12 protein-coding genes are annotated in these 14,483 nt (G+C 66.1%); 6 read left to right on the top strand and 6 right to left on the bottom strand.

Features of this window, described 5'->3' with window-relative positions; translation table 11 throughout:
• Positions 1–107: 107 nt before the first annotated feature.
• Entirely contained in the window at positions 108–1,481 is a 1,374-nt protein-coding gene (gene hslU, locus V3B25_RS05085) for an ATP-dependent protease ATPase subunit HslU (RefSeq protein ID WP_014038532.1), read from the top strand.
• Positions 1,482–1,535: 54 nt separating this feature from the next.
• Here hslU and V3B25_RS05080 read toward each other — a convergent pair whose 3' ends face one another.
• Together V3B25_RS05080 and smeT are read right to left on the bottom strand one after the other, a co-directional pair.
• On the bottom strand, positions 1,536–2,528 hold the full coding sequence (locus V3B25_RS05080; RefSeq protein WP_329810252.1) for a Gfo/Idh/MocA family oxidoreductase: 993 nt from the start codon (positions 2,526–2,528) through the stop codon (positions 1,536–1,538).
• Positions 2,529–2,630: 102 nt separating this feature from the next.
• Complete coding sequence (smeT, locus tag V3B25_RS05075) at positions 2,631–3,233, bottom strand: efflux transporter SmeDEF transcriptional repressor SmeT (protein ID WP_329810250.1); 603 nt, start codon at positions 3,231–3,233, stop codon at positions 2,631–2,633.
• Positions 3,234–3,460: 227 nt separating this feature from the next.
• Between smeT and smeD the strand changes: the two genes are divergently transcribed.
• From smeD to smeF, 3 genes are all read left to right on the top strand, one after another.
• On the top strand, positions 3,461–4,645 hold the full coding sequence (smeD, locus tag V3B25_RS05070) for a multidrug efflux RND transporter periplasmic adaptor subunit SmeD (RefSeq protein WP_032129008.1): 1,185 nt from the start codon (positions 3,461–3,463) through the stop codon (positions 4,643–4,645).
• Between the two features lie 12 nt (positions 4,646–4,657).
• Complete coding sequence (gene smeE / locus V3B25_RS05065; protein ID WP_049399247.1) at positions 4,658–7,780, top strand: multidrug efflux RND transporter permease subunit SmeE; 3,123 nt, start codon at positions 4,658–4,660, stop codon at positions 7,778–7,780.
• Positions 7,781–7,890: 110 nt separating this feature from the next.
• Positions 7,891–9,291 (top strand): multidrug efflux RND transporter outer membrane subunit SmeF, encoded by a 1,401-nt coding sequence (gene smeF / locus V3B25_RS05060; RefSeq protein WP_152905184.1) that lies wholly within the window; start codon positions 7,891–7,893, stop codon positions 9,289–9,291.
• Positions 9,292–9,433: 142 nt separating this feature from the next.
• Here the strand turns inward: smeF and V3B25_RS05055 are convergent, their stop codons facing one another.
• The 4 genes from V3B25_RS05055 to V3B25_RS05040 all read right to left on the bottom strand — a co-directional run bounded on the left by V3B25_RS05055 (position 9,434) and on the right by V3B25_RS05040 (position 11,247).
• Positions 9,434–9,856, bottom strand: a complete 423-nt coding sequence (locus V3B25_RS05055; protein ID WP_049421389.1) for a low affinity iron permease family protein — start codon at positions 9,854–9,856, stop codon at positions 9,434–9,436.
• Positions 9,857–9,932: 76 nt separating this feature from the next.
• Positions 9,933–10,259 carry a hypothetical protein gene (locus V3B25_RS05050; protein ID WP_014038526.1) on the bottom strand — a complete coding sequence of 109 codons (327 nt, stop codon included), beginning with the start codon at positions 10,257–10,259 and terminating at the stop codon, positions 9,933–9,935.
• Positions 10,260–10,334: 75 nt separating this feature from the next.
• On the bottom strand, positions 10,335–10,595 hold the full coding sequence (locus tag V3B25_RS05045; RefSeq protein ID WP_329810246.1) for a hypothetical protein: 261 nt from the start codon (positions 10,593–10,595) through the stop codon (positions 10,335–10,337).
• A 199-nt stretch (positions 10,596–10,794) separates the two neighbouring features.
• Positions 10,795–11,247: a nucleoside deaminase gene (locus tag V3B25_RS05040; RefSeq protein WP_005411083.1), complete on the bottom strand. Its 453-nt coding sequence runs from the start codon at positions 11,245–11,247 to the stop codon at positions 10,795–10,797.
• A gap of 80 nt (positions 11,248–11,327) precedes the next feature.
• On the opposite strand from V3B25_RS05040, the gene ubiE reads away from it, so the two are divergent.
• Together ubiE and V3B25_RS05030 are read left to right on the top strand one after the other, a co-directional pair.
• Entirely contained in the window at positions 11,328–12,089 is a 762-nt protein-coding gene (ubiE, locus tag V3B25_RS05035; RefSeq protein WP_005411082.1) for a bifunctional demethylmenaquinone methyltransferase/2-methoxy-6-polyprenyl-1,4-benzoquinol methylase UbiE, read from the top strand.
• A 300-nt stretch (positions 12,090–12,389) separates the two neighbouring features.
• The gene (locus tag V3B25_RS05030) at positions 12,390–14,318 is read left to right on the top strand and encodes a M1 family metallopeptidase (protein WP_182266720.1); all 1,929 of its coding nucleotides are present in this window, start codon (positions 12,390–12,392) and stop codon (positions 14,316–14,318) included.
• The last annotated feature ends 165 nt before the right edge of the window (positions 14,319–14,483 follow it).

The raw sequence follows: 14,483 nt of genomic DNA, 5'->3' as shown, positions 1-14,483 counted from the left end.
GTGAGGGTCGTGCCGGCCGCTGGCCGGCAACCTCATGATCCCCCGCACGCGTGCCTGGTTGCCGGCCAGTGGCCGGCACTACCGACAATGAATCCGTGAGCACATCCATGTCGAAGATCGAAGTTTCCTCCGCCACCATGACCCCGCGCGAGATCGTGCAGGAACTGGACCGGCATATCGTGGGCCAGCACGACGCCAAGCGCGCCGTGGCCATTGCCCTGCGCAACCGCTGGCGCCGCATGCAGCTGGTGCCCGAGCTGCGCAATGAAGTGATGCCGAAGAACATCCTGATGATCGGCCCGACCGGCGTCGGCAAGACCGAGATCGCGCGTCGACTGGCCACGCTGGCCAACGCACCGTTCGTGAAGGTCGAAGCCACCCGCTTCACCGAAGTCGGCTACGTCGGCAAGGACGTCGAGCAGATCATCCGCGACCTGGCCGATACCGCGGTCAAGCTGTACCGCGAACAGGCCAAGGTGCGCGTGCGTACCCAGGCCGAGGAGCGCGCCGAAGACCGCATCCTCGATGCGCTGCTGCCGCGCCGCAGCGGTGGCATCGGTTTCGATCCGGAAGTCGCCCGCAATGAGCCGTCGGCGCAGGACAACGAGACCCGCATCAAGTTCCGCAAGATGCTGCGCAACGGTGAGCTGGACGAGCGCGAGATCGAGCTCGACCTGGCTGCCAACGTCAGCATGGACATCATGACCCCGCCGGGCATGGAGGAAATGGGCCAGCAGCTGAAGTCGATGTTCGCCAACCTCGGCGGCGGCGCCAAGGCGCACAAGCGCACGCTGACCATCAAGGCCGCGCGTCCGCTGCTGATCGAGGAAGAAGCCGGCAAGCTGGTCAACGAGGACGACATCCGCACTGCCGCGATCGAGGCCTGCGAGCAGCACGGCATCGTCTTCATCGACGAGATCGACAAGGTCGCCAAGCGTGGTGACAACGTCGGTGGTGGCGACGTGTCTCGCGAAGGCGTGCAGCGCGACCTGCTGCCGCTGGTGGAAGGCTCCAACGTGTCGACCAAGTACGGCACGATCAAGACCGACCACATCCTGTTCATTGCTTCGGGCGCGTTCCATCTGGCCAAGCCCAGCGACCTGATTCCGGAGCTGCAGGGCCGCTTCCCGATCCGCGTGGAGCTGGGTGCGCTGAGCAAGGGTGATTTCGTGCGCATCCTGACCGAGCCGAAGGCCGCGCTGACCAAACAGTACGAAGCGCTGCTGGCCACCGAAGGCGTCAAGGTCAGCTTCACTGCTGACGCCATCGATCGTCTGGCCGAGATCGCCTTCCAGGTGAACGAGCGCCAGGAGAACATCGGTGCCCGTCGCCTGCATACGGTGCTGGAGCGGCTGCTGGATTCGCTCAGCTACGAGGCACCGGACCGCGACGGCGAAACCCTGGCCATCGACAGCGCTTACGTCGATGCACATCTGGGTGAGCTGGTGCAGGACCCGGACCTGAGCCGCTACATCCTGTAACGCCCGACGCTGCAAAGCATGAGGCCGCCGAAAGGCGGCCTTCTGCTTTGGCAGTCAGCGCGAGTGCCGTGTGCGGTAGGCCTGCAGCACCTGGTCGATCACCGCGCTGGTGCGGGCGGCGCTGATGCCGTTCGATGGCGAGTGGCCGTTGCCGCGCAATTCGTCCACAAGGGAGGCAATCAACGGTTGCTGGATCGATGGCGGGTTCGGGATGTCGAACCTCTGCACGCCGGTTTCGGTTTCCAGCTCCACCGGAACGTCCTCGAAGGTGGCAAAGCGCAGCTGCCCACGGTCGCCGGTGATCTCGATCTCATCCTGGCGGCGGAACGCGCAGAAGCTCCATTGCGCGATGCCGTGCGCCCCCGTCCCGGTGCGGAAGCACATCGAGACGCTGTCCTCGGCGACGTAGGCGCCGGTCAACGAGCTGGCCAGGCCACGCACATCGCTCAGCGGCCCCAGCAGATGATCCAGCAGGTCCAGGGTATGCGAGCCCAGATCGACGAACAGCCCGCCGCCGGCGATCGCCGGGTTGGTCCGCCAGAAGTCCGGCGATGTGGCATTCGCCGAATGCGGCCGGTGCAGGGTGGCGCGCACGCTGCGCGCTGTGCCGATCGCGCCGCTGTCCAGCAGCTGCTTCACCTGCGCGAAGCGGGGCAGGGCGCGACGGTAGTAGGCCACGAACACCGGCACGCCGCTGCGCGCGCTGGCTTCAATGATGCGCTGGCACTCGCCGTGGTCCATGGCCATCGGCTTTTCGATGTAGACCGGCTTGCCCGCGGCAATCGCCTGCAATGCGTAGTGCATGTGCGTGGAGGGCGGCGTCGCAACATAGATCGCGTTCACTTCCGGGTCGGCGATGAGTGCATCGGCGTCCGCGTACCAGCGGGGAATCGCATGGCGCCGCGCATAATCCTCGGCCAACGCCGCATTGCGGCGCATGACCGCCGCCACCCGTGAGCCCGGCGTGTTGGCCAGAGCCGGTCCGCTCTTCTTCTCGGTGACGCTGCCGCAGCCGATGAAGCCCCACACCACGTTGTCCAGGATCATGGGTCCGTCCTCAGATGAGTGTCGCGGTGGCGGCAGCAGCTCTACTCACGCTTCGGGCAGCGGCTCGGGCACCGTCCCGGGCACGAACACGCCTTCTTTCACTTAGGCGGCCAGGGTCATGTCCAGCGCAAGCATGCCGTCGCGCTTGAGGTCCATCAGTTCCGGTTCGACCATCGCGCCGTGCAGCACGCCCAGCACGGTGGCATGCAGCATGCGCGCGGCGATCTTCGGGTCGGCACCCTCGCGCAGCTGGCCCAGATCGCGGGCACGGCGCAGGGCGCGCTCCATCCGGTCCAGCGCATCGCGGAAACCGGCCTGCTGCATTTCGGTCAGCACCTTGGTGTCAGCCGAGGCATCGCTGCGCAGCATGATCTCCATGGTCTTTCGCAGGCGCTCGTCCTCGGACAGCTCGATGAACGAGTGGATCATCACCGCGCGCAGGTCGTGCACCGGGGTATCGCGCTGGTCGGTGGAGGTGCGCTCCAGTTCCTGCATGAAGGGCAGGTGCACGCGCTCGACGATCGCGGCCAGCACCTCGCTCTTGTTCTTGAAATGCCAGTAGACCGCGCCACGGGTATAGCCGGCGCGGGCACCGATCATCTCCAGCGTGGTACGGGCCACGCCGTGTTCATGGAAGCAGGCTTCGGCGGCGTCAAGGATGCCTTCCCGGGTTGCCTGGGTGTCCTCTTTGGTCTTGCGGGCCATGGGTGTGGGTACGAGTGCGGGTGAAACGTGGCTGAATTGTACCGGTTTACAAACAAACAAGCATGTATGTATATTTCGCACCCATCATTCCCGTCGTGTGCGTGGCAGGCCGGTCCGGCTCCCACTCCACCCGGGTGGGCGCTGTTCGCACGGTCTTCACCTTTGCTGGTGGAGGGTCCGCCGTATCAGCGCTGGCTGAGACCCTTTCCTTCAAGAGCCTTTCCGTCATGTTGCTGAGCCGAATCCGACCCTTTGCACTGTCGCTGGCAATCGCCGCGACCGTGGCTGCCTGCGGCGGCCAACCCCAGGCCCCCGAACAGGGCCCGGGTGACGTTACCGTGGTCACGCTGAAGTCCGAGACCGTGGGCCTGACCCGCGAGCTGCCGGGCCGTACCAACGCCTTCCTGGTCGCCGAAGTGCGTCCGCAGGTCAACGGCATCGTCGCCAAGCGCCTGTTCACCGAGGGCGGCATGGTCAAGGCCGGCGAGCCGCTGTACCAGATCGAGGACGCCAGCTACCGCGCACAGGCCAACAGTGCCCGTGCCCAGCTGGCGCGTGCCGAGGCCACCGCCAACGCCGCGCGCCTGAGCGCCAAGCGCATCACCGAGCTGGCCAAGGTCGATGCGGTCAGCCAGCAGGACCTGGAAAACGCGGTGGCCGCGCAGAAGCAGGCCGAGGCTGACGTCGGCGCCGCCAAGGCCTCGCTGGATGCGGCCAACGTCACTCTGGGCTACGCCCGCATCACCGCGCCGATCAGCGGCCGCATCGGCAAGTCCAGCGTCACCCAGGGTGCGCTGGTCAGCGCCGGCCAGGCCAATGCGCTGGCCACCGTGCAGCAGCTGGACCCGATCTATGTGGACCTGACCCAGTCCTCGGCCGAGCTGCTGCAGCTGCGCCGTGAGCTGGCCGCGGGCCGCCTGCAGGACAACCAGACGCTGCCGGTCAGCATCCTGATGGAAGACGGCAGCACCTTCGAGCACAAGGGCACGCTGGAGTTCTCCGAAGTCAGCGTCGACCCGGCCACTGGCAGCTTCGGCCTGCGCGTGAAGGTGGACAATCCGGACGGCCTGCTGATGCCGGGCACGTACGTGCGCGCGGTGATCGGCGGCGGCGTGCGCAGCGATGCAGTGCTGGTGCCGATGGCCGGCATCGCCCGCGATCCGAAGGGTGACACCTCGGCGATGGTGGTCGACAAGGACAACAAGGTCGAAGTGCGCCCGGTCAAGGTCAGCCGCACGGTCGGCGACAAGTGGCTGGTCGAGGACGGTCTGAAGGCCGGCGACAAGGTGATTGTCGAAGGCCTGCAGAAGATCGGCCCCGGCATGCCGGTCAAGGCCACCGAGAAGGGCGCTGCTCCGGCCAAGCCGGCAGCGGCCGCCCAGCCTGCCGCTCCGGCCGGCGACGCGAAGTAAGCGGAGAACCCCATGGCACGCTTTTTCATCGATCGACCCATCTTTGCATGGGTGATCGCCATCATCATCATGCTCGCCGGCGGCCTGGCCCTGTTCAAGCTGCCGGTCTCGATGTACCCCAACGTCGCACCTCCGGCGGTGGAAATCAGCGCCACCTACCCGGGTGCATCGGCCAAGGTGGTCGAGGACTCGGTGACGCAGATCATCGAGCAGAACATGAAGGGCCTTGATGGCCTGATCTATTTCTCCTCCAACAGCTCGTCCAACGGCCAGGCCACCATCACCCTGACCTTCGAGAGCGGCACCAACCCGGACATCGCCCAGGTGCAGGTGCAGAACAAGCTGCAGCTGGCCATGCCGCTGCTGCCGCAGGAAGTGCAGCGGCAGGGCATCAACGTGGCCAAGTCCAGCTCGGGCTTCCTGAACGTCATCGCGTTCGTGTCCGAGAACGGCAGCATGGACGCCAACGACATCGCCGACTACGTCGGTTCCAATGTCGTCGACCGTCTGAGCCGCGTGCCGGGCGTGGGCAACATCCAGGTGTTCGGTGGCAAGTACGCCATGCGTATCTGGCTGGACCCGAACAAGCTGCACACCTACGGCCTGTCGGTTGCGGAAGTGACCGCAGCAGTCAAGGCACAGAACGCCCAGGTGGCCATCGGCCAGCTCGGCGGCGCGCCGTCGATCAAGGGCCAGCAGCTCAACGCCACCATCAATGCGCAGTCGCGCCTGCAGACCCCGGAACAGTTCCGCAACATCATCGTGCGCGGTGCGCAGGACGGTGCCGAACTGCGCCTGGGCGATGTCGCCCGCGTCGAACTGGGTGCAGAGTCCTACGACTTCGTCACCCGCTACAACGGCCAGCCGGCCAGCGGCCTGGCGGTCACCCTGGCCACCGGCGCCAACGCGCTGGATACCGCGGCCGGCGTGGATGCCGCGCTGCAGGACATGAAGAGCTTCTTCCCGGCAGGCCTGAAGGCCGAGATCCCGTACGACACCACCCCGTTCGTGCGCGTGTCGATCAAGGGCGTGGTGCAGACCCTGATCGAAGCGATCGTGCTGGTGTTCGTGGTGATGTACCTGTTCCTGCAGAACTTCCGCGCCACCCTGATCCCGACCATCGCCGTGCCGGTGGTGCTGCTGGGTACCTTCGGCGTGCTGGCGATGCTGGGCTTCTCGGTGAACATGCTGACCATGTTCGCGATGGTGCTGGCGATCGGCCTGCTGGTGGACGATGCCATCGTGGTGGTGGAGAACGTCGAGCGCATCATGTCCGAGGAAGGACTGTCGCCGCTTGAGGCCACCCGCAAGTCGATGGGCCAGATCACCGGCGCGCTGGTGGGTATCGGCCTGGTGCTGTCGGCGGTGTTCGTGCCGATGGCCTTCATGAGCGGCTCCACCGGCGTGATCTACCGCCAGTTCTCGGCCACGATCGTTTCGGCGATGGCGCTGTCGGTGCTGGTCGCGATCGTGCTGACCCCGGCGCTGTGCGCGACCATGCTCAAGCCGCTGAAGAAGGGTGAGCACCACGTCGCACACAAGGGCTGGTCCGGTCGTTTCTTCAATGGTTTCAACCGCGGCTTCGACCGCACCAGCGAAAGCTACCAGCGCGGCGTGCGCGGCATCATCCACCGTCCGTGGCGCTTCATGGGTATCGTGGCGGCACTGTTCGTGCTGATGGGCGTGCTGTTCGTGCGCCTGCCCAGCTCGTTCCTGCCCAACGAAGACCAGGGCGTGCTGATGGCGCTGGTGCAGGCGCCGGTCGGTGCCACCCAGGAACGTACGCTGGAATCGATCGCGGCACTGGAAAACCACTTCCTGCAGAACGAGAAGGATGCGGTGGACTCGGTGTTCTCGGTGCAGGGCTTCAGCTTCGCCGGCATGGGCCAGAACGCGGGCATGGCATTCGTCAAGCTGAAGGACTGGAGCGAGCGTGACGCCGACAATGGCGTGATGCCGATCACCGGTCGCGCCATGGCGGCACTGGGCCAGATCAAGGATGCCTTCATCTTCGCCTTCCCGCCGCCGGCCATTCCGGAACTGGGTACCGCGTCGGGCTACACCTTCTTCCTGAAGGACAACAGCGGCCAGGGCCACGAGGCACTGGTGGCCGCGCGCAACCAGCTGCTGGGCCTCGCCGCCGGCAGCAAGAAGCTGGCCAACGTGCGCCCGAACGGCCAGGAAGACACGCCGCAGTTCCGCATCGACATCGATGCAGCCAAGGCGACCTCGCTGGGGCTGTCGATCGACCAGATCAACGGCACCTTGGCCGCCGCATGGGGCAGCTCGTACATCGACGACTTCGTCGATCGTGGCCGCGTCAAGCGTGTGTTCGTGCAGGCCGACCAGCCGTTCCGCATGGTGCCGGAGGACTTCGATCTGTGGTCCGTGAAGAACGACAAGGGCGAGATGGTGCCGTTCAGCGCGTTCGCCACCAAGCACTGGGACTACGGTTCGCCGCGTCTTGAGCGCTACAACGGTGTGTCGGCCATGGAAATCCAGGGCGAACCGGCCCCGGGTGTCGCGTCCGGTGATGCCATGGCCGAGATCGAACAGCTGGCCAAGCAGCTGCCGGCGGGCTTCGGCATCGAGTGGACGGCGATGTCCTACCAGGAACGCCAGGCCGGCTCGCAGACGCCGCTGTTGTACACGCTGTCGCTGATGATCGTGTTCCTGTGTCTGGCCGCGATGTATGAAAGCTGGAGCGTGCCGACCGCGGTGCTGCTGGCGGCCCCGCTGGGTATCCTCGGCGCGGTGCTGGCCAATACCTTCAAGGGGCTGGAACGCGACATCTACTTCCAGGTGGCGATGCTGACCACGGTGGGCCTGACCAGCAAGAATGCGATCCTGATCGTCGAGTTCGCCAAGGAAAACCTGGAGAAGGGGGCCAGCCTGATCGAGTCGATCATGCACGCCGTGCGCGACCGCTTGCGCCCGATCGTGATGACCTCGCTGGCCTTCGGCATGGGCGTGGTGCCGCTGGCAATCTCCACCGGTGCCGGCTCCGGTGCCAAGCAGGCGATCGGCACCGGTGTGCTCGGCGGCATGATCGTCGGCACCGTGCTCGGCGTGTTCTTCGTGCCGCTGTTCTTCGTGGTGGTGCAGCGCGTGTTCAAGCGCAAGTCCACGACGTGACCTGAAACGGTAGGGCCGGCCGCTGGCCGGCACCTACTGCCCGCGTGATGTGAATCCAACGAGGTTGCCGGCCAGCGGCCGGCACTACCTCCTGCCATCCGGCAGTACCGATGGAAGTCATTCCCATGAAAAGTGCATCCCTGTTTCTTTCCATTGCCGCCGCGCTCGCGCTCGCCGGCTGCTCCACCCTGGTGCCGAAGAACACCGCCGTTGCTCCGGCCATTCCGGCGCAGTGGCCGGCCGAGGCCGCGCAGGGCGAGGTGGCCGATGTCGCCGCCGTCGGCTGGCGCGACTTCTTCACCGATGCGCGCCTGCAGCAGGTGATCGACCAGTCGCTGCAGAACAACCGCGACCTGCGCGTGGCCGTACTCAACGTTGAACGCGCGCGCGGCCAGTACCGCGTACAGCGCGCCGACCGTGTGCCCGGCGTGGCCGTCACCGGCCAGATGGACCGCCGTGGTACCGACGCCGGTGTCACCGAGCAGTTCACCGCCGGTGTTGGCGTAGCCGAGTTCGAGCTGGATCTGTTCGGCCGCGTGCGCAATCTCAGCGAAGCGGCGCTGCAGCAGTACTTCGCCGTGGCCGCCAACCGCCGCAACGCGCAGCTGAGCCTGGTGGCCGAGACCGCCACGGCGTGGCTGACCTACGGGGCTGATGCGCAGCGGCTGAAGATCGCCGATGCCACGCTGAAGACCTACGAGGATTCGCTGCGCCTGGCCGAGGCCCGCCACGAGCGTGGTGGCAGTTCGGCGCTGGAGCTGACCCAGACCCGTACCCTGGTCGAGACCGCACGTACGGATGCTGCACGCCTGCGTGGCCAGCTGGCCCAGGACCGCAACGCGCTGGCGCTGCTGGCCGGTGGCCAGCTGGATCCGGCACTGCTGCCGGACAGCATCGAACCGCAGCTGCTGGCACTGGCACCGCCGCCGGCCGGCCTGCCCAGCGACGTGTTGCTGCGGCGCCCGGACATCATGGCCGCCGAACACCAGCTGCTGGCGGCCAACGCCAACATCGGTGCGGCACGCGCGGCGTTCTTCCCGAGCATCTCGCTGACCGGCAGCATCGGTAGTGGTTCGAGCGAATTGTCCAACCTGTTCGACAGTGGCACCCGCGTGTGGAGCTTCCTGCCGAAGATCACGCTGCCGATCTTCCAGGGTGGCAAGCTGCGCGCCAACCTGGCCATCGCCAATGCGGACCGTGACATCGCGCTGGCGCAGTACGAGAAGTCGATCCAGGTGGGCTTCCGCGAAACGGCCGATGCGCTGGCATTGAATGTCAGCCTGGATGAGCAGGTCAGTTCACAGCAGCGCCTGGTGGAAGCGGCCGAACAGGCCAACCGCCTGTCGCAGGCGCGCTACGACGCAGGCCTGGACAGCTTCGTGACCCTGCTTGATGCGCGGCGTACCGCCTACAACGCGCAGCAGACCCAGCTGCAGGCGCAGCTGGCCCAGCAGGCCAACCGCATCACCCTGTACAAGGTGCTGGGCGGCGGCTGGCACGAGCGCGGGTAAGCAGTGCTTCTGGTAGGTGCCAACCTTGGTTGGCACGGATGCGTCAGCGCAGGCGGCTGGCCCTGTGCCAACCAAGGTTGGCACCTACCTGGAGATCGAGGGTAATGCCGGCCGCGGGCCGGCATTGTCATTTCAGGAACTGCTACACCGCTTCATCGTCGCGCCGTGCTGCATGGCAGGCGCGCACCCGCGCCAGCGCGTCGCCGGCTTCGCGGGCCATCTGCTCGTACTCACGGCGGATTTCTTCCAGCCGCTCCTCGTCCAGTTCTTCCAGATCCAGAAGCTCGTTGTTGGCCTCGCTGGTCGCGCGGATCAGCTCGTCCAGCTTGATCTGCATCGCCGCGGTGTCCGCGTTCTGCGTGTGCTGGATCAGGAACACCATCAGGAAGGTGATGATGGTGGTGCCGGTGTTGATCACCAGCTGCCAGGTGTCGTTGAAACCGAACACCGGACCGCTGATGCCCCAGATCACCACGATCGCTACCGCAGCCAGGAAGGTCCACGGCGAACCGGTGGCGGCCGCGGCCTTCTTGGCGATCGTATTGAACAGATTGCGTGCTTTCATCGTCGTCGTCCCACTCAGGTGACGAGGATGATCGGCAGTAGCTCGTGCAGGGGCCGTGCAGCCGTCGCGAGGCAGCTCAGGCGCGCAGGCGCGGGGCGTCCTGCAGGCGCACCGGGCTGGTCTGGTAGACGTGCTGCCAGCAACGGTCGACGAATTCGCGGGCCTGGGCTTCGCTGAGGCGCGGCATGATCTGCAGGGCGTACTGGGTCTGGAACATCTCGTCGCGCTGCGCATTGCTGGCGCGCGGCTGGGTGATCAGCGAATCACAGGCGAACTTGATCCACGGTACGTAGGAGCCGAACGAGTTGTGCGGTAGTGCGCCGTCGGCATGCTGGCGACGCCAGTGGTCAAGCTCGGCGTCGACGTTGATGACCGGGGGAATGGTGGGGACTTCAGCGTGCATGACAATCCAGTTCGGTTGAGTGGAAAGGGAGTGGGGGTTCATCCGAGTGTGGCCGATGGGGCAGTGGAAGCCGCGTCAGCGCGATGTGGAGCCGGCGTTGCGATTGCCTATCAGTTGCGCATGCTCGACCGCGCCCATCTCTTCGGCCATGTCGGCCATGGCATTGCAGAGGCGTTCGTGTTCGAGCGGATGGCCGCGCACCAGTTCCAGCTGCAGGCCCTGGTAAGCGGTCCAGAACCGGGCGCCACGCTGATGCAGCGCGAACTGCTGCTGCAGGCGCTTGCGGATGGCGTCAAGGATCGGGTCGGGCGTGGGGCGTACGGCGTGCGCGCACATGGCTGGCTCCGCCGGGGAAGGAAGGTCCCGGTAGCCCCACCCTAGGCGCGGCAGCCGGGTAGGGTGTTACCGCAGCGTGTGCGCGTTGCGCAGCTGACTGTGCGCGGGTTCACGGCAATGGCCGCAAACGCTGCCGGCACTAGGGCGTGCCGGCACTGAAGCGTTCATTAAGCGGGTTCAACAGGACACTGCGTGGTGTTCATTCACCGATGTCTTCGTTCCAGATCTCCGGGTGTTGCGCAATGAAGCCGCCCAGCAGGTCCACGCATTCCTGGCTGTCCAGGTCGATCACGTTGACGCCGTTTTCCCGTAGCCAGTCGATGCCGCCCTGGAAGGTGCGCGATTCGCCCACCACCACGGTGCCGATGTTGAACTGGCGCACCAGCCCCGAGCAGTACCAGCACGGCGCCAGGGTGGTGACCATGATGGTGTCCTGGTAGCGGCGCTGGCGGCCGGCCTTGCGGAACGCATCGGTTTCGCCGTGCACCGACGGGTCGCCTTCCTGCACGCGGCGGTTGTGGCCGCAGCCGAGCAGGCGGCCGTCGTTGTGGTACAGCGCCGCGCCGATCGGCACGCCGCCCTCGGCCAGGCCCTGGCGGGCTTCGGCGATGGCGGTCTGCAGCAGGGCCTGGTAGTCGGGCGTGGTGATCATGCGGGGCTCCGGTAAGTCGTGGCCCGCCATGATACGGGCAGGGGGTGCCGCTGGCCCCCGGCGGTGCGATAATCGGGGCCATGAGCGAATCCCCCTACAAAGCCGGTACCACCCATTTCGGGTTCCGCGACGTCGCCGCCAAGGACAAGCAGAAGCTGGTCGGCCAGGTGTTCACCTCGGTCGCGCGCAACTACGACCTGATGAACGACCTGATGAGCCTGGGCGTGCACCGGGCGTGGAAGCGCTACTACGTGGCGACCGCGCAGGTGAAGCCGGGCGACCGTGTGCTCGACCTGGCCGGCGGCACCGGCGATATCGCCGCCCTGCTGAAGGAGCGCGTTGGCGCCGAGGGCTCGGTGGTGCTGGGCGACATCAACGCCGGCATGTTGTCGGTCGGCCGTGACCGCCTGACCAACCGCGGCCTGGTGCTCGGCCTGGACTACGTGCAGTGCAATGCCGAAGCCCTGCCGTTCCCGGACAACAGCTTCGACCTGGTCACCATCGCCTTCGGCCTGCGCAACGTGACTGACAAGGATGCCGGCCTGCGCGAGATGTACCGCGTGCTGAAGGTGGGCGGCCAGGCCCGCGTGCTGGAGTTCTCCGAAGTCACCGCGGACTGGTTCAAGCCGATCTACGACTTCCACTCGTTCAAGATCCTGCCCAAGCTGGGCAAGCTGTTCGCCAACGATTCGGACAGCTACCAGTACCTGGCCGAGAGCATCCGCAAGCATCCGCCGCAGGATGAGCTGAAGGCGATGATGGGGCAGGCCGGCTTCGAGCGCTGCCACTACAAGAACCTGACCGGCGGCATTGTTTCGATCCACTCCGGCTACAAGCTGTAAGCCCTGCCCTGGTAGGTGCCAACCTTGGTTGGCACACGCCTGCACCGGGCGCTGACACATCCGTGCCAACCAAGGTTGGCACCTACCGGTAGAGGCCAACCTTGGTTGGCATGCGCCCGAGGCGCAGCGCAGCCCCGGCCGCCCGTACCGCGTCCGCCGCCATTCCGGTAGAAGCCAACCTTGGTTGGCATGCGCCGGAGGCGCAGGATCGGCCCCGGCCGCCATTACCCCGCACCGCGCAACGCCTGCGGAGCCGGAGGGAGTTACCATTGGGGGTCATCCCCGTAACGGTCCCGATTCATGCGTAATCCGCTGATGCTCCTTCCGCTGGCCGTGGCCCTGGCCGCCGGCTGCTCCCAGCAGGCGGCCGCGCCCGCCGCTGCCCCGACTGCCGAAAAGGCCCCCGCCGCCCCCGTGAACGCCGAGAACCGCAGCCACGACGAAAGCTCGTACGCCGAGCCGGACAAGGTCGTCATCAAGGACATCGCGCTGGATCTGAAGCTGGACTTCGACCAGAAGCAGATCGGCGGCACCGCCACCTACACCCTGGAATGGAAGCAGAAGGACGCCAAGCAGCTGGTGCTCGACACCCGCGAGCTGACCGTGTCCAAGGTCGAGGCCGTCGCTGCCGATGGCGCGCGCAGCCCGTTGAAGTTCGAGCTGGCCGCCGCTGACAAGGTGTTCGGCAGCAAGCTGACCATCGAAGCCCCGGAACAGCCGGCCAAGGTGGAAGTGACCTACCACACCGCGCCGACCGCCTCGGGCCTGCAGTGGCTGGCCCCGTCGATGACCGAGGGCAAGAAGCTGCCCTTCATGTTCAGCCAGTCGCAGGCCATCCACGCCCGTTCGTGGGTGCCGCTGCAGGACACCCCGAGCGTGCGTTTCACCTACAGCGCGCACGTGGTCTCGCGCCCGGACGTGATGGTGCTGATGAGCGCCGACAACGATCCGAAGGCCGCGCGTGACGGTGACTACACCTTCAAGATGCCGCAGCCGATTCCGTCCTACCTGCTGGCCATCGCGGCCGGCGACCTGGTGTTCGAGCCGATCTCCGGCCGCTCCGGCGTCTGGGCCGAGCCGACCATGGTCAACAAGGCCGCCAAGGAATTCGAAGACACCGAGAAGATGATCGGTGCCGCCGAGAAGCTGTACGGCGAATACCGCTGGGGCCGTTACGACATGCTGGTGCTGCCGCCGTCGTTCCCGTTCGGCGGCATGGAGAACCCGCGCCTGACCTTCGCCACCCCGACCGTGATCGTCGGTGACAAGTCGCTGGTCTCGCTGGTCGCCCACGAACTGGCGCACAGCTGGTCGGGCAACCTGGTGACCAACGCCAGCTGGAAGGACATCTGGCTCAATGAAGGCTTCACCACCTACGTCCAGGGCCGCATCACCGAAGCTCTGTACGGCAAGGAAATGGCCGAGATGGAGAAGCAGATCGACCAGACCGACCTGCTGGCCGAAGTGAAGGACATGAGCCCGGCCGACCAGGCGCTGGCGCTGCCGCCGCTGAACGAGCGTGACCCCGACGAAGCCCTGAGCCAGGTCGCCTACGTCAAGGGTTCGTGGTTCCTGGAATTCCTGGAGCAGCGCTTCGGCCGCGAAACCTTCGATCCGTTCCTGCGTGGCTGGTTCGATGACCACGCCTTCCAGAGCGCGAACACCGACCAGTTCGTCGAGTACCTGAAGAAGAACCTGCTGCCGAAGAATCCGTCGGCAGTGACCGAGGCCGAACTGAAGGCATGGCTGGACGAGCCGGGCATCCCGGCGTTCGCGGCCAAGGCGCAGTCGCGCAACTTCAGCAGCGTCGATACCGCGCGCATCGCGTTTGCCAGCGCCGGCACCGTGCCGAGCAGCCAGGTCATCGCCGACTGGAGCACGCAGGAATGGGTGCGCTTCATCGACGGCCTGGGCGCGACCCAGCCGCTGGACAAGCTGGCCACGCTGGACAAGGCCTTCCACTTCACCGGCACCCCGAATGGCGAGATCGCCATGCGCTGGTATCCGCTGGCGATCCGCAGCGGCTACGAGCAGGCCAATGAAGGTGCTGCCGCGTTCATCGAGCGCGTCGGCCGTCGCAAGCTGATCCTGCCGATCTACGCCGAACTGGTGAAGACCCCGAAGGGGCTGGAGCTGGCCAAGCAGGCCTTCGAAAAGGCCAAGCCGGGCTACCACCCGATCACCACCGCCTCGGTCCAGGACATGCTGGCCAAGGCCGAAGCCAAGTAAGAAAACGCGCCGGGCATCCCCCGGCGCTTTTTTTGTAGAGTCGAGATCCTATGTTCGTGGTCAAGCCTGCTGGAAGCAGGCTTGACCCACCTTCAGCATGGCCGGATCGAAGTCCCGGCCGCTTTTGAAGACACCCCAGGCGATCCTGGCCAGCTTTCTGGCCAG

The sequence above is a fragment of the Stenotrophomonas sp. SMYL8 genome (assembly GCF_036320065.1).
In the GTDB taxonomy this organism is placed as follows: domain Bacteria; phylum Pseudomonadota; class Gammaproteobacteria; order Xanthomonadales; family Xanthomonadaceae; genus Stenotrophomonas; species Stenotrophomonas maltophilia_A.
This window is presented reverse-complemented; position numbering and strand designations above follow the sequence as displayed.